The 16,893-nt window shown below is 72.3% G+C and carries 16 protein-coding genes; 14 read left to right on the top strand and 2 right to left on the bottom strand.

Features of this window, described 5'->3' with window-relative positions; translation table 11 throughout:
- Nucleotides 1-34: 34 nt before the first annotated feature.
- Entirely contained in the window at nucleotides 35-460 is a 426-nt protein-coding gene (locus HQN59_RS07590) for an OsmC family protein (RefSeq protein ID WP_176067753.1), read from the bottom strand.
- 365 nt (nucleotides 461-825) lie between these two features.
- On the opposite strand from HQN59_RS07590, the gene ilvA reads away from it, so the two are divergent.
- On the top strand, nucleotides 826-2,394 hold the full coding sequence (gene ilvA, locus HQN59_RS07585) for a threonine ammonia-lyase, biosynthetic (RefSeq protein WP_176067751.1): 1,569 nt from the start codon (nucleotides 826-828) through the stop codon (nucleotides 2,392-2,394).
- A 78-nt stretch (nucleotides 2,395-2,472) separates the two neighbouring features.
- Here ilvA and HQN59_RS07580 read toward each other — a convergent pair whose 3' ends face one another.
- Nucleotides 2,473-3,168 (bottom strand): type II secretion system protein N, encoded by a 696-nt coding sequence (locus tag HQN59_RS07580; RefSeq protein ID WP_176067749.1) that lies wholly within the window; start codon nucleotides 3,166-3,168, stop codon nucleotides 2,473-2,475.
- Nucleotides 3,169-3,239: 71 nt separating this feature from the next.
- Here HQN59_RS07580 and gspG point away from each other — a divergent pair, with 71 nt between their 5' ends.
- From gspG to HQN59_RS07510, 13 genes are all read left to right on the top strand, one after another.
- The gene (gene gspG / locus HQN59_RS07575) at nucleotides 3,240-3,758 is read left to right on the top strand and encodes a type II secretion system major pseudopilin GspG (protein WP_176067747.1); all 519 of its coding nucleotides are present in this window, start codon (nucleotides 3,240-3,242) and stop codon (nucleotides 3,756-3,758) included.
- Between the two features lie 61 nt (nucleotides 3,759-3,819).
- Nucleotides 3,820-4,293 (top strand): pilus assembly FimT family protein, encoded by a 474-nt coding sequence (locus tag HQN59_RS07570; protein ID WP_342451151.1) that lies wholly within the window; start codon nucleotides 3,820-3,822, stop codon nucleotides 4,291-4,293.
- Nucleotides 4,293-4,637, top strand: coding sequence for a type II secretion system minor pseudopilin GspI (gene gspI / locus HQN59_RS07565; RefSeq protein ID WP_176067743.1), 345 nt, complete (start codon nucleotides 4,293-4,295; stop codon nucleotides 4,635-4,637). Before HQN59_RS07570 ends, gspI begins: the two co-directional genes overlap by 1 nt.
- The gene (locus HQN59_RS07560) at nucleotides 4,634-5,239 is read left to right on the top strand and encodes a prepilin-type N-terminal cleavage/methylation domain-containing protein (protein ID WP_176067741.1); all 606 of its coding nucleotides are present in this window, start codon (nucleotides 4,634-4,636) and stop codon (nucleotides 5,237-5,239) included. The genes gspI and HQN59_RS07560 overlap by 4 nt, the downstream gene beginning before the upstream one ends.
- Complete coding sequence (gene gspK, locus HQN59_RS07555) at nucleotides 5,236-6,360, top strand: type II secretion system minor pseudopilin GspK (protein ID WP_176067739.1); 1,125 nt, start codon at nucleotides 5,236-5,238, stop codon at nucleotides 6,358-6,360. Before HQN59_RS07560 ends, gspK begins: the two co-directional genes overlap by 4 nt.
- 175 nt (nucleotides 6,361-6,535) lie before the next feature.
- Nucleotides 6,536-7,798, top strand: coding sequence for a type II secretion system protein GspL (gene gspL, locus HQN59_RS07550; protein ID WP_176067737.1), 1,263 nt, complete (start codon nucleotides 6,536-6,538; stop codon nucleotides 7,796-7,798).
- Nucleotides 7,799-7,865: 67 nt separating this feature from the next.
- Nucleotides 7,866-8,384, top strand: coding sequence for a type II secretion system protein GspM (gene gspM / locus HQN59_RS07545; RefSeq protein ID WP_176067735.1), 519 nt, complete (start codon nucleotides 7,866-7,868; stop codon nucleotides 8,382-8,384).
- Nucleotides 8,384-9,256: a type II secretion system protein N gene (gene gspN / locus HQN59_RS07540; RefSeq protein ID WP_176067734.1), complete on the top strand. Its 873-nt coding sequence runs from the start codon at nucleotides 8,384-8,386 to the stop codon at nucleotides 9,254-9,256. Before gspM ends, gspN begins: the two co-directional genes overlap by 1 nt.
- Nucleotides 9,257-9,258: 2 nt before the next feature.
- Nucleotides 9,259-11,661 carry a type II secretion system secretin GspD gene (gspD, locus tag HQN59_RS07535; RefSeq protein ID WP_342451150.1) on the top strand — a complete coding sequence of 801 codons (2,403 nt, stop codon included), beginning with the start codon at nucleotides 9,259-9,261 and terminating at the stop codon, nucleotides 11,659-11,661.
- A gap of 9 nt (nucleotides 11,662-11,670) precedes the next feature.
- The gene (gene gspE / locus HQN59_RS07530) at nucleotides 11,671-13,092 is read left to right on the top strand and encodes a type II secretion system ATPase GspE (RefSeq protein WP_176067732.1); all 1,422 of its coding nucleotides are present in this window, start codon (nucleotides 11,671-11,673) and stop codon (nucleotides 13,090-13,092) included.
- A gap of 56 nt (nucleotides 13,093-13,148) precedes the next feature.
- Entirely contained in the window at nucleotides 13,149-14,366 is a 1,218-nt protein-coding gene (gene gspF, locus HQN59_RS07525; RefSeq protein WP_176067730.1) for a type II secretion system inner membrane protein GspF, read from the top strand.
- A 267-nt stretch (nucleotides 14,367-14,633) separates the two neighbouring features.
- Nucleotides 14,634-16,583, top strand: coding sequence for a DUF6622 family protein (locus HQN59_RS26765; protein ID WP_342451149.1), 1,950 nt, complete (start codon nucleotides 14,634-14,636; stop codon nucleotides 16,581-16,583).
- Between the two features lie 11 nt (nucleotides 16,584-16,594).
- Nucleotides 16,595-16,891, top strand: coding sequence for a 2TM domain-containing protein (locus tag HQN59_RS07510; protein ID WP_176067728.1), 297 nt, complete (start codon nucleotides 16,595-16,597; stop codon nucleotides 16,889-16,891).
- Nucleotides 16,892-16,893: the final 2 nt, after the last annotated feature.

Here is a 16,893-nt window from a genome sequence, read left to right as displayed (position 1 = left end):
GCAGGATTGCGCAACCGGCGCCTCGCAGCGGCGCCTACTCGCCCGCCTCGATCGTCACGCTCGTCGTGATCTCGGCCGTCTTTGCAAGCATGCTGCTCGCCGAGCAGTACTTCTCGTGAGACAGGCGCACCGCACGCTCGACCGCCTCGGGCGGCAACGCCTTGCCCGTCACGACGAAGTGCATGTGGATCGCCGTGAAGACCTTCGGGTCCTCCGTCGCGCGCTCGGCGGTCACCTTGACCTGGCAGCCGCGCACGGCGTGGCGACCCCGCTTGAGGATGAGCACGACGTCGTACGCGGTGCACGCGCCGGTGCCGGCGAGCACCGTCTCCATCGGCCTCGGCGCGAGGTTGCGCCCGCCACCATCGGGCGCACCGTCCATGACGAGGACGTGACCGCTGCCGGTTTCGGCCGCGAACGCCATCCCGCTTGCCGGGAGCCAGTTGATCGTGCATTCCATGACGACGAGGGGCGTTGCGGCGCCCGCAGTGAGACGAACCGGATTGTGCGCGGAGCCGCGCGAGCGCTCCCGGGCATCGCCGCCCCGTCGTTCGGGGGCGCCATAAAGCCGTTCGTCGGGAAGCGATATTGCGGCGCAGCAATATCGCGCTTACACTCGCCTCCAGCGTTGACAGCAGATTCCCGGCACACGCAGCCTTCGAAATGCGTGGCCCCGACCGGTTGTCTCCTCCACCTCCTCCATTGGTGGATTCAGCCCAAGGCAGCAATGCCTTGGGCTTTTTTCTTTTGGTCCCCGGGCGGACCGTAGTTGTGACGGCGCGCCACGTAAGATGCGGCGCGCTCCGCGCCTGCACGGAGAACGACATGACGCCGAGCGCAACCGAACCCACCGCTCCTGCCGCCGCCGCGCCGCGCGCGCTCGGCCTTTCGGACTACCTGCAAAAGATCCTCACTTCGCGCGTCTACGACGTCGCAATCGAGACCGGCCTCGAGCTCGCGAGCGAGCTCTCGAAGCGGCTCGCCAACCGGGTGTACTTCAAGCGGGAAGACACGCAGCCGGTGTTCAGCTTCAAGTTGCGCGGCGCCTACAACAAGATGGCGCAGCTGCGCCCCGAGGAACTGCAGCGCGGCGTGATCTGCGCGTCGGCCGGCAACCATGCGCAGGGGGTCGCGCTCGCTGCAGGCCGCCTGGGCTGCCGAGCTCTCATCGTGATGCCCAACACCACGCCGAGCGTCAAGGTCGACGCGGTGCGCGGCCGCGGCGGCGAGGTCGTGCTGCACGGCGACAGCTACTCCGACGCCTACGGTCACGCGCTCACCCTCGCCGCCGAGCAGGGCCTGACGTTCGTCCATCCGTTCGACGATCCCGACGTGATCGCCGGCCAGGGCACCATCGCGATGGAGATCCTGCGCCAGCACCCCGACTCGATCGACGCCATCTTCGTGCCGATCGGCGGCGGCGGCCTGATCGCCGGCGTCGCCGCCTATGTGAAGGCGGTGCGACCCGACATCCGCGTGATCGGCGTGCAGATGAACGACTCCGACGCGATGCTGCGCTCGGTGCGCGAGGGCTCGCGCGTGCAGCTCGACGAAGTCGGCCTCTTTGCCGACGGCACCGCGGTCAAGGTCGTCGGCGCCGAGACCTACCGCCTCGCCAGCGAACTGGTCGACGACTACGTCGCGGTCGACGGCGACGCGGTCTGCGCCGCCATCAAGGACGTGTTCCAGGACACCCGCAGCATTCTCGAGCCGTCAGGCGCGATGGGTGTCGCGGCGATCAAGCAGTACGTCGCCCAGCACGGCGTGCGCGACAAGACCTTCGTCGCGATCACGAGCGGCGCCAACATGAACTTCGACCGCCTGCGCTTCGTGGCCGAGCGCGCCGAGGTCGGCGAGGAGCGCGAAGCGCTGTTCGCGGTGACCATTCCCGAGGAGCGCGGCAGTTTTCGGCGTTTCTGCGAGGTGGTCGGCCCGCGGGCGGTCACCGAGTTCAACTACCGCATCTCGGACGCCAAGGTGGCGCACGTTTTCGTCGGCATCGCAACTGCCGACCGAACCGAATCGACGCGGCTCGCGCGCAACTTTGTCGAGCACGGCTTCGAGACGCTCGACCTGACCGACGACGACCTGGCCAAGGAGCACGTGCGCCACATGGTCGGGGGGCGCAGCGAGCTCGCGCATGACGAGCGGCTCTACCGCTTCGTGTTTCCGGAACGCCCGGGGGCGCTGATGCGGTTCCTCTCGAGCATGCCGGCGGGCTGGAACATCAGCCTGTTCCACTATCGCAACCAGGGCGCCGACTACGGCCGCATCCTGGTCGGCATCCAGGTGCCGGAGGCCGACCACGCATCGTTCGGTGCGTTCCTCGACGGCCTGGCCTATCCCTGCGCCGACGAGACCGACAACCCGGCGTATCGCCTGTTCCTGAAGTAGCCGCCGATCCGGCCCGCACCGGGCGCCGCTCCAGACCAGCAACCGCACGGATTGTCCGGGACCGCCGGTCCACGAAAATCAGTTCCCGTTGCTGTTGCCGTTCTCGTTCATGCTGTCCTGCGGCTCCTGCGGCATCGATTGCGGCGTGACCACGGGCGGCGGCGCGACGACGGCCGGCGCCGGCGGCACGTAAGGTTGCGCCGGCGGCACGTAGGGTTGCGGCGGCGGCGCCATGTATGGCTGCGGGGGCGGGGTGCCGGGCACCACGGGACTGCCGTGCACCGCGATCGGGGCGGCGACGCTCGAGCCGACCGGCGGCAGCGAGGTGGCGGTGTTCGGCGGCGTCGGGAGCGGCAGCTCGAGCACCGCGGGCGGCTGCCCGGCGCCGCCGATCGCCGCGCTGCGCCAGCCCACCGACTGCAGCACCAGATCGTTCTCGACCCGGGCACCGACGCGATAGGCGCGCGCCGGCTTGCCGTCGATCGAGATCAGCGCGAGACCGTAGCGCGAATCGGTGGTGGTCTTGGCGCCGCGCGGCGCCATCACGCCGAGCAGGCGAAAGCGCGAGCTCGCCGGCACGCTCGCGACCTGCGGCAGCGGCGCGGGCGGCGGCGCGCCGAACAGCCGCGTGAGGTCGGCGCCTCCCGCCGACGGGGCGACGGCCACGACATGCGGCGGCGTCGCCGCAGGCTTGGCGAACAGGCGAAGACCCCAGAACACCGCGGTCGCCGCCACCAATGCCCACACGAGGAAGGCTGAAATCCGGGCCAACATGCGCCGATTATCATTCAGCGCTTCGCCCCCACTGCCGACCGAGACCTCCGTCGATCGGTCCTGATCCCGCCATGAATCCAGTCCTTCGTCCGCCGTCGCACCTTGTCGAGTGCGGCGGACCCGAGGTCCGCGTCGACGCATCCGTGCGTCCGGCCACGCTGACGCGCCGGGTCGCGCGTGCGGCGAGCCGCGGCTTCACGCTGATCGAGATCATGGTCGTGCTGGTGATCATCGGGATCCTGGCGTCGCTGATCGTGCCGAACCTGATCGAGCGCGCCGACGACGCCCGCGTGACCGCCGCCCGCACCGACGTGAACAACCTGATGCAGGCGCTCAAGCTCTACAAGCTCGACAACATGCGCTACCCGACCGGCGAGCAGGGCCTGCAGGCGCTGGTCGCCAAGCCGACGAGCGGCCCGATCCCAAACAACTGGAAGTCGTACCTCGACAAGCTGCCGAACGACCCATGGGGCCGCCCGTACCAGTACTCGAACCCGGGCCTGAAAGGCGAGATCGACGTCTACAGCTTCGGCGCCGACGGCGTCCTGGGTGGCGAAGGCAACAACGCCGATGTCGGCTCCTGGCAGTAGCCGAACGCCTCTCATCGCCGCCGCAGGCGGGTCAGCGGCCGGCACGCGGCTGACGCCCGCCGTGCGCGGTCGCCGCGCGCTCGCGCGCGGCTTCACGCTCATCGAGGTGATGATCGTGCTGGTGATCATCGGCGTCACCGCGGCGGTGGTCAGCCTCAACCTGCGCGACGCGTCGGAGACCCAGCTCGAACGCGAGGCGGCGCGCCTCGCCGCGCTGCTCGAATGGGGCCGCGCCGAGTCGCGCGCTTCCGGTCGGGTGGCGGTCTGGCGCCCCGGTGCGGCGCCCGAGCAGAGCGATCAGCTGCCGGTGGGCTTTCAGTTTCTGGGGCTGCCGCGCAGCATCGAGTTCCCGACCCGCTGGCTCGACGGCGAGGTCGTTGCCGAGGTGATCGACCAGCCGGTCGTGGTGCTCGGCCCGGAGCCGATGATCCCGCCGCAGCGCGTCGTCCTGCGCCTGCACGACCGCCAGCTCATGCTCACGACCGACGGCCTCGGGCCGTTCGTGATCAGCGCCGCCTCGGAGATTCCGCGGTGATGCGCCCGGCGCGCGGCTTCACGCTCGTCGAGGTGCTGGTCGCGCTCACCATCGTCGCGGTGACCCTCGGCGCAGGCATCCGCGCCGCCGGCTCGCTGACCGACAGCGCGCAGCGCCTCGGTGAAGTTGTCGCCGCCCAATGGTGCGCCGACAACGAGCTCGCGCAGCTCAAGGTGCGCGGCCAGCGCCCGGTCGAGGGCCAGTTCAGCTGCAGCCAGCTCGGCCGCATCTATGTCGGCTATCGCGTCGTGCGCTCGACACCCAACCCGAACTTCCGCCGCGTCGACGTCACCATCGTCGACGATGCCGGACGCCCGGTGCTCACGTTGCTCACCGTCCTGTGAGCGCCGCGGGTCGCGCGGCGGCGCGCGGGTTCACGCTGGTCGAGGTGCTGGTCGCGCTGGTGATCATGGCGATCATCGCGATGATGACCTGGCAAGGCGTCGACGGCGTGGTGCGTGCGCGCGACTCGAGCCAGGTCAGCCTCGAGCGCACGCTGCGCCTGCACACTGTGATCAGCCAGTGGGAGCGCGACCTCGCGGCCATCCACGAGAGCGTCGTGGTGCCGGCTTTCAGCTGCGACGGCGCCGCGGTACGCCTGACCCGCAGCACGCCCGACGGCGTGCAGGTCGTGGTCTGGATGCTGCGTCCGGTCGGTCAGGCCGATTTCGCGTGGACGCGCTGGGCCAGCACGCCGACGCGCACCGTCAACGAGCTGCGCGCCCGCTGGGCGCAGGGCCAGCTGGTCCAGCCGGGCGACCCGGCCGAGCTGCTCGCGCTCGGCGGCGTCGCCGCCCGCCAGGTGTTCGTCATGGAGAGCAACGGCCTCAGCAACTGCCAGTCGTCACGCATTGGTCTGCCGCCCAGCGTTCGCCTGGTGCTCAGCTTCGTTCCCGGGATGGGCTACGAGGGCGAAGTGGTGCGCGACACGCTGGTGGCGCCATGACGCGGCATCTCGCCTCGATCGGCCCGCGCCGGCTCGGCCGCCGTAGCGCTGGCGCGGCGGCGCTGCGCCAGCGCGGCGCCGCGCTCCTCACCGCGATGATCGTCGTGGTGCTGGTCTCGACGCTCGCGGGGGCGATGGTCTGGCAGCAGTGGCGCGCGGTGCAGGTCGAAGCCGCCGAGCGCACGCGCACCCAGGCCGGCTGGGTGCTGAGCGCCGCGGTCGACTGGTCGCGCCTCATCCTGCGCGAGGACATGCGGATCCCGGGCGTCGACTCGATGATGGACGTCTGGGCGACGCCGCTCGCCGAAGCGCGCCTCTCGACCTTCCTCGCCGCCGACCAGCAGCAGAACATCGAGGAGGTCGCCGAGGGCTTCATCTCGGGCGTGATCACCGACGCGCAGTCGCGCTTCAACCTCACGAGCCTGATCGACGCCAACGGCACGCCCGACCCGATCGAGGCCACCACGCTGAACCAGCTGTGCGAGCGGATCGGCCTCGGCGCCGACCTCGGCCGCTTCATCACGTCGCGCTGGGTCGACGCCAGCCTCGGCGCCGGCGCGATCGGCGTCGGCGACGCCGCCAGCGCGGTGCCCGGCACCCCCGGCTCGGCGGATGCGGCGAGCGCGGTCACCAGCGTCACCGGCGCCGGGGCGCCGGCCCTCGGCGCGTCGTCGACGCGGCCCGTCGTCTCGGACAACCCGCCGCTCCTGCCGCGCGCGGTGGCCCAGCTCACCTGGCTGGGCGTGTCGCCGCAAGCGGTGCGCGCGCTCGAGCCGTACGTCGTGATCCTGCCGCGCCGCACCCTCGTCAACATCAACACCGCGCCAGTGCAGCTGATCGCGTCGATGTTCCCGACCATCGACACGGCGCGTGCCGAACGCATCGCCGAGGTGCGCCAGAGCACCCCGTTCCGCGCCGCCGGGCAGCTGCAGCCCTTCCTCGAAGGCGTGCCGGCGGCGATGTCGCGCTTCGGCTTCGAGTCGGCGTTCTTCGAAGTCCACGGCCGGCTGCGCCTCGGCGAGCGCGTGTTCGAGCAACGCACGCTGGTCGAACGCCGGGGTCTCGGCCCGGCCGGCACGGTGGTCGTGCTGCGCCGCGAGCAGCTCGCGGTCGGCGAGTGAGCGCGGCTGCCGTGTACGCCGGCGCGGCAGCCGACGCGGCGCCCGGCGCATGTGCCGTCGGAACGCCGGTCACGCCTTCCGCAACCCCACGGCGCCGCAGCTTCCGACCGTTCGGCGCCACCCGGGTCGGACCGCATCCGTGGGCCCTTTCGCGATACCTACAATCGCACGCTTCATGTCGACCCTGATCGTCCGCATCCCTCCGCGCCAGCGTGTGCGCGCGCGCCTGCCGGCGAACTCCGTCGACGAGCTCGAACGGCCCGCCGAGTACCTCTACGTCACGAGCCCGGACGGCGTCAGCGTCGGTGCGCACGGCACGGGGCGTGCCGGCGAGCTGCCGAAGGCGACGACCGTGGTCGCCGTGCTGAGCGAAGGCGACGTCAGCTGGCACCGCATCACGCTGCCCAAGGCGCCCGCGGCACGCCTGCGCGCCGCGCTGGTCGGGCTGCTCGAGGAAGACCTGCTCGACGATCCGGACGCGGTCCACCTGGCGCTGCAGCCGGCGCCCGCGGTCGGCCAGCCGACCTGGGTCGCCGCGCTCGACCGCGACTGGCTGCAACGCGAGATCGCGCGCCTGCAGGACGCCGGCGTGCTGGTCGACCGTGCCGTCCCGATGGCGTGGCCCGACGAGCCGCCGACCGGCTACTTCGACGTCCCCGAAGGCGCCGACACGCCCGCGGGCGACGCCACCCTCACCTGGTCGAACGCCGACGGCGTCGCCACCGTCCGTCTCCAGGGCGGCCTCGCGCGCGCCCTCGTCCCGCAGCCGGTCCCGGAAGGCACGCGCTGGGGCGCCGCGCCGGCGGCGGTGGAAGCCGCCGAACAATGGCTCGGCGCGCCGGTACCGGTGCTGCCGATCGAGTCGCGCCTCGTCGGCGCGGCGCGCAGCCGCTGGAACCTGCTGCAGTTCGACCTGGCGCGCAAGACGCGCGGCGTACGCGCGCTGCGGAGCGCGTTCGGCGAATTCCTGAGCGCGCGCTGGCGCCCGGTGCGCGTCGGCCTTGCGGCGCTCGTCGTGCTGCAGCTGGTCGGCCTCAATGCCTGGGCCTGGCATCAGCGCAACGCCGTCGAGAGCCGGCGCAGCGCGCTGCGCACGCTGGTCAAGACCACCTTTCCGCGCGTCAGCGAGCAGGACGTGCAGCGCGACGCCGCCGCCGTGATGCAGCGCGAGGTGCAGAGCCTGCGCACGCTGGCGGGTCGGCCGGGCGACGCCGACCTCGAACCGATGCTGCAGGCGGCGGCGGCGGCCTGGCCGGCGGCGCGTCCGCCGGTCGAGAGCGTGCGCTTCGAGCCGGGCAAGCTCACGCTCGCCGCGCAGGGCTGGACCGAAGCCGAGATCGAGCAGTTCCGGAGCCTGCTGCGTGCGGGCGGCTGGCGCGTCGACGCCGCCGAGGGACGTCTTTCCCTGACCCGCGCCCGCACCGACATCCCTGCATGAAAGCCCCGACCTCTGGCACCGCTCGCAGCGCGGTGCCGGGGCCTCTCGCACCTCCCGGAGCCTGCCGATGAGCACCGCCGCCCCCGCCGCCGAGTCCCACGGCGCACCGACGCTCGCACAGCAGGCGCGTGCGGCGTGGCTGGCCCGCACGCCGAGCGAGCGGCAGATGCTGAGCATCGGCGCGAGCGTCGTCGGCATCGCGATCGTGTGGCTGATCGCCGTGCAGCCCGCCTGGCGCACGATCCGCAGCGCGCCCGCGCAGCTCGACCAGCTCGACCAGCAGTTGCTGACGTTCAGCAGCCTGGCCGCGGAAGTGACCGAGCTGCGCCAGGCGCCGCCGGTCGGCGCGAGCCAGGCCGCGGCGGCGCTGACTGCCGCCACCGAGCGGCTCGGCAAGCGGGCGCGGCTCTCGCTGCAAGGCGAGCGCGCGATCGTCACCCTCACCGGCGTGACCAGCGAGGACCTGCGCAGCTGGCTCGCCGAGGTGCGCAGCGCCGCCCGCGCCCGCCCGGTCGAGATGCAGCTCGTGCGCGCCGGTAGCGGCTACAACGGCAGCCTGACCGTGACGCTGGGCAACGCCCCGTGATGCGAGCCCTTCGCCGCCGCCCGGCCGCCACGCCGGGTCTCGCGCCGCTGGGCACGGCGCGCGCCCCGCGCGCCGCACGGCCGCCGAGCGCCGCACGGCGGTGGGCGCTCGTCGGCGTCGCGCTCGGCGTGCTGGTCGGCGTGCTCGCGTTCGCGCCGGCCTCGTGGCTGGCGAGCGCGGTCGCCGCGCGCACCAACGGGTACGTGCAGCTCGCCGACGCCCGCGGCAGCGTCTGGTCCGGCAGCGCGATCGCGGTGCTGACCGGCGGCCCCGGCAGCCGCGACGCACGCTCGCTGCCGGGGCGACTCGAGTGGTCGCTCAAGCCCCGCATCGACGGCTTCGAGCTGATCGTGCGCCACGCCTGCTGCCTGAATGGCGACGTCGCGCTGCGCGTCAAGCCGCGCATGGGCGGCATGGTCGCCACCCTCGCACCGACGCCGGGCTGGGTGGCGCAATGGCCGGCGAACTGGCTCGCCGGCCTCGGCACGCCCTGGAACACGCTCGACCTCGCCGGCACGCTGCGCCTTGTGGCACCGACGGGCATCGGCATCGAGACCGGCAACGGCAGCTGGCATCTCAGCGGGCGCGCCGAGCTCGAGCTGCTCGACGTCTCGTCGCGCCTCGTCACGCTGGCCCCGCTCGGCAGCTATCGCCTCGCGGTCGCCGGTGCACCAGCCGGCCCCGGCGCCGAGCTCACCTTGTCAACCCTCGACGGCTCGTTGATGCTGCTCGGCAGCGGCACCTGGCAGGCCCGCCGCGCACGCTTTCGCGGCGAAGCGCGCGCGGCCGCCGGCAGCGAAGCCGCCCTTTCCAACCTGCTGAACATCATCGGGCGCCGCGACGGTGCCCGGGCTGTCATTTCGATCGGATGAGAATGAACCATCCCGCCAACACCCTGACCGCCGCGCTGCGTGCGGCGCGCCGCCACGCGGCAACCCTGCCGGCTTGGGTGCTGTGTCTCGCGATGCTGCCGCCACCGGCCGCGTTCGCGCAACCGGCGGCCGCCAACCGCTTCCGCGGCGAGCCGGTGACGCTGAACTTCGTGAACGCCGAGATCGAGGGCGTCGCCCGCGCGATGTCGGCGATCCTGCGCCAGCAGTTCATCGTCGACCCGCGCGTGCGCGGCACCATCACGCTGTTCAGCGAGGAGCCGCTCAGCCCGCGCGACGCGTACTACAACTTCCTGGCCGCGCTGCGCGGCCTCGGCTTCACCGTGGTCGAGGTGGGCGGGCTGTTCAAGGTGGTGCCGGAAGCCGACGCCAAGCTGCAGGCCGGCACGGTGTCGGTCGGCGGTGTCGCGCGGCGCGGCGACCAGGTGATCACGCAGATCTTCAAGCTCAACTACGAGAACGCGAACAACCTGGTCCCGGTGCTGCGTCCGCTGATCAGCCCGAACAACACGATCAACGCGAACATCGGCAACAACTCGCTGGTCATCACCGATTACGCCGACAACCTGCAGCGCATCGCCAAGATCGTCGCCGCGATGGACTCGCCGAGCACCGGCGACATCGAGGTGATGCCGCTGCGCTACGCGATCGCGGCCGACATCGCGCCGCTGGTCCAGCGCCTGAGCGGCGAAGGCGGCGGCGCTGCCACGGTGCCGGGCCTGCCACCCGGTGCGACCGGTGGTGCGGTCGGCGGCGGGGTGTCGATCTTCGTCGACCCGCGCAGCAACTCGCTGATCGTGCGCACCACCAATACCGCGCGAATGACCATCGTGCGCAACCTGGTCGAGCGCCTCGACCGCCCGCTCGAGGGCGCGGCGGCGACCGGCAACATCTGGGTCGTGCACCTCAAGAACGCCGATGCGACCAAGCTCGCGACGGTGCTGCGGGCGGCGTTCGCGGCCGGCGGCAGCCAGTCGGCCGGCGGCGGCGCGAGCGGCGGCCTCGGCGGCAGCGGCCTGCCGGGCAACCTCGGCAGCGCCGGCGGCGCGGTCAGCGGGTTCGCCGGCGGCGCCAACACTGCGGTCGCGACCTCGACCGCGCCCGGCGGCACCAGCGGCGCGGCCTCGCCGGTCACGCCGTCGGCAGCCCCGTCGACCGGCGGCTTCGTGCAGGCCGACCCGGCGACCAACTCGCTGATCATCACCGCGCCCGAGCCGCTCTACCGGCAGGTGCGCATGATGATCGACCAGCTCGACTCGCGCCGCACCCAGGTCTACATCGAAAGCATGATCGTCGAGGTGAGCGGCGACAACGCCGCCGACTTCGGCTTCCAGTGGCAAGGGCTGCTCGGCAACGGGAGCGACAAGTACATCGGCGTCGGCGGCACCAACTTCAACGTCGGCGGCGCCAGCGGCAACAACATCATCGGCCTGACGGGCGGTGTGATCAGCGGCACCGTGCAAGGGGCCGCGCAGGCAGCGGCGGGAATCGGCGAGGGCCTGAACATCGGTCTCATCCGCAACTACGGGGGCTTCTACGGCCTCTCGGCCGTCGCCCGCGTGTTGCAGAGCCAGACCAACACCAACATCGTCTCGACGCCGAACCTGATCACCCTCGACAACGAGGAAGCCAAGATCATCGTCGGCAGCAACGTGCCGTTCGTGACTGGGCAGTTCACCAACACCGGCACCGGCACCACGAGCCCGTTCCAGACCATCGAGCGCAAGGACGTCGGCATCACGCTGCGCATCAAGCCGCAGGTGGGCGAGGACGGCACCGTGCGGATGACGATCTTCCAGGAGTCGTCGAGCCTCTCGTCGCAGGTGGCACCGGGCACGTCGAACGCCGGACCGACCACGAACAAGCGCTCGATCGAGTCGAACGTCGTCGTCGACGACGGCCAGATCATCGTGCTCGGCGGCCTCATCGAGGACAGCTACACCTCCAACCAGTCGAAGATTCCGCTGCTCGGCGACCTCCCGTACGTCGGCGGGTTGTTCCGGAGCGAGGACCGGTCGAAGCGCCGGACCAACCTGATGGTGTTCCTGCGCCCCGTGGTCATGCGCGACGCCCCGAGCACCAACCAGCTCTCGCTCGACCGCTACCAGCTGATCCGCCAATCGCAGCTGGACCAGCAGCCGAAGCCGAACCGCATGCTGCCGATCAGCGAATCGCCGGTCATCCCGCCGCTCGGCAGCGTCGAGGACACGACCAACTCGCTGAACCCGCCGCAGAAGCCGCTCGAGAACGCGCTGCCGCGCGCGCGCGGCAATGCCGACGCGACCAGCGCGCCGGTACCGGCACGGCCGCTGCCCGAGGCGACGCCGCTGCCGGCACGCCCGGTTCCAAACGCCACCACGCTGCCGCCGCGCATCGAGCGCAACTGAGGAACCGCCATGGGTGCCCGTCATCCCCTGCCCTACGCCTACGCCAAGGCCAACACCCTGCTGCTCGAGGATGACGGCTCGCGCCTCGTCCTGTGGGCGAGCGAGTCGGCCTCGCTGCCGGCGCTCTCGGAAGTGATGCGCCGCTACGACGTCGACGCGTTCGAGCGCGAGCCCGCGGCGACGCTCGCCGACCGCATCGCCGCCGCCTATGCGGGCAGCGGGTCGTCGGCCGCGGTGGTGATCGGCGAGGTCGAGAGCGCGGTCGACCTGTCGCGGATGATGCAGGAGCTGCCCGCGATCGAGGACCTGCTCGAGGCCTCGGACGACGCGCCGATCATCCGCATGCTCAACGCGCTGCTGACGCAGGCCGCCAAGGACGGCGCCAGCGACATCCACATCGAGCCGTACGAGCGCTCGAGCTCGGTGCGCTTTCGTGTGGACGGCACGCTGCGCGAGGTGGTGCAGCCGAACAAGGCGCTGCACGCCGCGCTGATCTCGCGCCTGAAGATCATGGCCGAGCTCGACATCGCCGAGCGCCGCCTGCCGCAGGACGGCCGCATCTCGCTGCGCATCGGCGGCCGCGCGGTCGACGTGCGGGTCTCGACGCTGCCGTCGTCGTACGGCGAGCGCGCCGTGCTGCGTCTGCTGGACAAGAGCGAATCGAAGTTCACGCTCGAAGGCCTCGGCATGAGCGGCGACGTGCTGGCGAGCTTCGACCGCCTGGTGCAGCAGCCGCACGGCATCGTGCTCGTGACCGGCCCGACCGGCTCGGGCAAGACGACGACGCTCTACGCTTCGCTCGGCCGCGTCGACACCGCGAGCACCAACGTGCTGACGGTCGAGGACCCGGTCGAGTACGAGCTCGCCGGCATCGGCCAGACCCAGGTCAACGCGAAGATCGACCTCACGTTCGCGAAGGCGCTGCGCGCGATCCTGCGGCAGGATCCCGACGTCATCATGATCGGCGAGATCCGCGACTACGAGACCGCGCAGATCGCGATCCAGGCGTCGCTCACCGGCCACCTGGTGCTCGCGACCGTCCACACCAACGACGCGCCCAGCACCGTCACCCGCATGGTCGACATGGGCGTCGAGCCGTTCCTACTGTCGTCGAGCCTGATCGGCGTGCTGGCGCAGCGCCTGGTGCGAAAGCTCTGCCCGGCGTGCCGCCGCGTCGACGCGCAGGGGCAGTACCACCCGGTCGGCTGCCCGCAGTGCGGCAGCACCGGCTACAAGGGCCGCACCGGCGTCTACGAGCTGATGATCGTCAACGACGAGGTTCGCGAGCTGATCCACAACCGCGCCTCGGAGGCCGAGATCGCCGAGGCCGGCCGGCGCGCCGGCCTGCGTTCGATGCGCGAGGACGGCGAGCGGCTGGTCCGCGAGGGCATCACCTCGCCCGAGGAAGTGATCCGCGTGACGCGCGAATGACGGCGTGCCGCCGCGCGCGCCATCCATCGAGCGCGCCCTGAACCTGCCCTGACGCCATGCCCGCCTATCGCTTCGAAGCGCTCGACGCCGGCGGCCGGTCGACCACCGGCCTCATCGATGCCGAGAACGCGCGCGCCGCGCGCTCGCAGCTGCGCGCCCGCGCGCTGGTGCCGCTCAACGTCGCGCCGGTGTCGGCCGGCAGCGCCGAGCCGACCAGCGGCGGCGGCTTGCGGCGGCGTGTCTTCAACTCGACGGGCCTCGCGATCTGGACGCGCCAGCTCGCCGGCCTCGTCGGGTCGGGGCTGCCGCTCGAGCGCGCGCTCACCGCGCTCGGCGACGAGGCCGAGGACCCGAAGCAGCGCGAGCTGCTCGCGCACCTGCGCAGCGAGGTGAACGCCGGCTCGCCGTTCGCGCGCGCCCTCGCCACCGCCGGCCGCGAGTTCGACGAGGTCTACCGCGGCGTGGTCGCCGCCGGCGAGCAGAGCGGCGCGCTCGGCAACGTGCTCGAACGGCTCGCCGACGACCTCGAAGACCGCCAGCAGCTGCGCGGCCGCCTGATCGGCGCGACCCTCTACCCGGCGATCGTCTCGATGATCGCGGTCGTCATCGTCGTCTTCCTGGTCACCTACGTGGTGCCGCAGGTCGCGACCGTGTTCACCACCTCCAAGCGCGCGCTGCCGGCGCTCACCGTCGCCATGCTCGCCATCAGCGCCTTCCTGCGCGAGTGGGGCTGGGCGCTCGCGCTCGGCATCGCCGTGGTGGTCGGCACGCTGATGCTGCTGCTGCGCAACGACGACTTCCGCAAGAGCTTCGACGCCGGCTGGCTGCGCCTGCCGCTGATCGGGCGGCTCTCGCGCGGCTACAACGCCGCCCGCTTCGCGTCCACGCTGGCGATGCTGGCGAGCGCCGGCGTGCCGATCCTGAAGGCCCTGCAGGCGGCCGCCGAGACGCTGTCGAACCGGGCGATGCGCGCCGACGCGCTCGACGCGCTGGTGCAGGTGCGCGAAGGCGCGCCGCTCGCGTCGGCGCTGGCCGGCAAGAAGCGCTTCCCGGGGTTGCTCTCGATGTTCGCCCGCCTGGGCGAGCAGACCGGCCAGCTCCCGCTGATGCTCGAGCGCAGCGCGCGCCAGCTCGGCACCGAGGTGCAGCGCCGGGCCCTCCAGATCGCGACCATCCTCGAGCCGCTGCTGATCGTCGGCATGGGCGCGGTCGTGCTGATGATCGTGCTGGCGGTGCTGCTGCCGATCATCCAGCTCAACACCTGGGTCAAGTAGCGCGCGTCTCGAGCGCGCGCCGGCGGTTCACCCGGCGGTCAGTCCGCGTCGCGCGACGCGGCACATCTGGGTCTCCGCAGCTCACCGGGCACCGGCGCCAGGTCCGCACGGCTTCACGCACGCTGCGCCGGGCCAGACGGCGCGCCTTCCGCCGCCGTTCACGCCTTCCCAGCGGCGGTTCGCTCCCGCTTCCTGCAGTTCGTCGCAGCGCGCTCGCGCGGTGCGGGGCCCTCTCGCAGCATGGCGCCTCGCTTGAAGGAGACCGCCGTGCAACTCACCCCGCTCATCGCCTTCCACATGACCACCGCCATCGGTGCGACGGTGCTCGGACCGTTCGCGCTGTGGGCCCGGCTCGGGCGCCGCATGCGCCCGGCGCTGCATCGCCACGCCGGCCGCGTCTGGGTCGCACTGATGCTGGCGACCGCGCTCAGCGCGATCGCGATCCGCGACTTCCGCCTGCCGAACGTCGCCGGCTACACGCCGATCCACCTGCTGGTGCCGACCGTGCTGATCACGCTCTGGTTCGGCATCCGCGCCGCCGTGCGCCGCGACATCGTGCGGCATCGCCGGCTGATGCTTTCGGTCTACGTCGGCGGCTGCCTCGTCGCCGGCGGCTTCACGCTGCTGCCGAACCGCTATCTCGGCGGCAAGCTCGCCGCGCTCGTGAGCGGCATCCCCGTCGGGCACATCCTGGCTGCAACGCCGATGTACGTCTGGCTCGTCCTTGCGGCGCTGGTCGTGCTCGGCGGACGCCGCCTGCGCGCCGGCAGCGCCGGGCGTGCCCGTGTGCTGGTCTGGCCGGTGCTGATGAGCGCCGGCTCGCTGGCCGCGCTGGTCGGCAGCTTCGGCATCGCCCTGCCGGCGCTGGCCGCGTGGGCGATCGCCTTCGCGGCGCTGGCGACGACGCTCGGCCGCGGTCAGGTCGCGGCCGGCACCCGCTACGACGCCGCGACCGGGCTCTGGCACCTTCCGGCGACCGCCGCCCCGCTCGCCTTGATGCTGGCCTTGTTCGCGAGCCGCTACGTGACGGCGGCAGCGCTGGGCTGGCAGCCCGGCCTCGCGACGTCGCCGCTGCTGCAGACGAGCGCCGGCGCCGCCTTCGGCATCTTCAGCGGCTGCTTCGCCGGCCTCGCCCTGCGCCTCTGGCGGCTGGCGCGCGGCGCCACGCCGCGCCCCGTGTCGGCGCGTCGCGTCGCCGCCGGGCTCGCCGCCGCCGGCGCGCTGGTCGGCAGCGCCAGCGCCGAGGCCGGCGTCGGGCTCACCACGATCTCGGCAACGCACTGGGGCGCCGCGCCCGTCACGCTGTTCTATCCGTCGACGACGCCCGACACCGAGGTGGTGCGCGGCCCGTTCCGCATGCAGCTCGCCGCCGACGGGCTGCCGGCCGCCGGCAACGGTCGCCTGGTGGTGATCTCGCACGGCTCCGGAGGCTCGCCGTGGCCGCACAGCGACCTTGCGCGCACCTTGGTCAGCGCCGGTTTCGCCGTGGCGCTGCCCGAGCATGCCGGCGACAACCACCGCGACACCTCGGCCGTCGGCCCGCAGAGCTGGACCGCCCGGCCCGCCGAAGTCTCGGCCGCCGTCGACGCGGTCGCGGCCGACGCGCGCTTCGCCCGTCTGCTGCAGCTCGACCGCGTCGGCGTGTTCGGCTTTTCGGCGGGCGGCCACGCCGCGCTCGTCCTCGCCGGTGCGCGCTGGTCGCCGGCCCGCTTCGCCGCGCATTGCCGCGTTCACATGCGCGACGACTTCCCGGCCTGCGTCGGCCTCGCCACCGCGCTGCGCGGCGACGCCTTCGACGCCGTGAAGACGACGCTCGCGAGCTGGGTGCTGCAGTGGCGCTTCGACGACGCCGTGCCGAAGCAGCACCATGACGCGCGCATCGCCGTGGTTGTCGCCGCCATGCCGCACGTCAACAGCTTCGACCCCGGATCGCTCGCCGCGCTGCAGGTGCCGGTCGGCATCGTCGCCGCACGCCACGACCGCTGGCTGGTGCCGGCGCTGCACGGCGACGTGCTGCGCCGCGCCTGCGCGAGCCGCTGCACACTGCTCGCGGATCTTCCCGAAGGCGGGCACGGCGCGCTGCTGTCGCCGATGCCGCCGCAACTGCCGCCCGCGGCGCGGGCGCTGCTCGCCGACCCGCCCGGCTTCGATCGCCGCGACGTGCCGGCGGTGCACGCCCGCATCGCCGCCTTCTTCGTCCAACACCTCCTCGGATAATGGATCTCGCCATGGCCAATACCTTCACCCCGCACGACATGGAACAGCTGGCGCGGCGCCGCGCCAACGGCAAGCTCGGCTGGTACATCCACGCGACCGTCTACGTGCTGGTCAACCTGGGCCTCTTCCTGGCGTCGGAGCACGCCTTCGGCGACCGCCGGTTCACGATGTTCCCGCTGCTCGGCTGGGGCCTCGGCCTGGCCCTGCACGGCGCGTCGATCTGGCTGCTGGGCGGCGGCAGCGCGCTGCGCGAGCGCATGGTGCAGCGCGAGCTCGAGCGCCTCGAGCGCGACCGCGACGGCCGCTGAGG

The sequence above is a fragment of the Rhizobacter koreensis genome (genome assembly GCF_013366375.1).
GTDB lineage: Bacteria > Pseudomonadota > Gammaproteobacteria > Burkholderiales > Burkholderiaceae_C > Schlegelella_A > Schlegelella_A koreensis.
The sequence above is the reverse complement of the archived record's forward strand: the minus strand, read 5'-3'. Positions and strand labels throughout refer to the sequence as shown.

Bases quoted from the DNA above. Each gene is read 5' to 3' on its own strand.
- HQN59_RS07590 (WP_176067753.1), bottom strand. From the start codon at position 460: ATGGAATGCACGATCAACTGGCTCCCGGCAAGCGGGATGGCGTTCGCG.
- ilvA (WP_176067751.1), top strand. From the start codon at position 826: ATGACGCCGAGCGCAACCGAACCCACCGCTCCTGCCGCCGCCGCGCCG.
- HQN59_RS07580 (WP_176067749.1), bottom strand. From the start codon at position 3,168: ATGTTGGCCCGGATTTCAGCCTTCCTCGTGTGGGCATTGGTGGCGGCG.
- gspG (WP_176067747.1), top strand. From the start codon at position 3,240: ATGAATCCAGTCCTTCGTCCGCCGTCGCACCTTGTCGAGTGCGGCGGA.
- gspI (WP_176067743.1), top strand. From the start codon at position 4,293: ATGCGCCCGGCGCGCGGCTTCACGCTCGTCGAGGTGCTGGTCGCGCTC.
- gspK (WP_176067739.1), top strand. From the start codon at position 5,236: ATGACGCGGCATCTCGCCTCGATCGGCCCGCGCCGGCTCGGCCGCCGT.
- gspL (WP_176067737.1), top strand. From the start codon at position 6,536: ATGTCGACCCTGATCGTCCGCATCCCTCCGCGCCAGCGTGTGCGCGCG.
- gspM (WP_176067735.1), top strand. From the start codon at position 7,866: ATGAGCACCGCCGCCCCCGCCGCCGAGTCCCACGGCGCACCGACGCTC.
- gspN (WP_176067734.1), top strand. From the start codon at position 8,384: ATGCGAGCCCTTCGCCGCCGCCCGGCCGCCACGCCGGGTCTCGCGCCG.
- gspD (WP_342451150.1), top strand. From the start codon at position 9,259: ATGAACCATCCCGCCAACACCCTGACCGCCGCGCTGCGTGCGGCGCGC.
- gspE (WP_176067732.1), top strand. From the start codon at position 11,671: ATGGGTGCCCGTCATCCCCTGCCCTACGCCTACGCCAAGGCCAACACC.
- gspF (WP_176067730.1), top strand. From the start codon at position 13,149: ATGCCCGCCTATCGCTTCGAAGCGCTCGACGCCGGCGGCCGGTCGACC.
- HQN59_RS07510 (WP_176067728.1), top strand. From the start codon at position 16,595: ATGGCCAATACCTTCACCCCGCACGACATGGAACAGCTGGCGCGGCGC.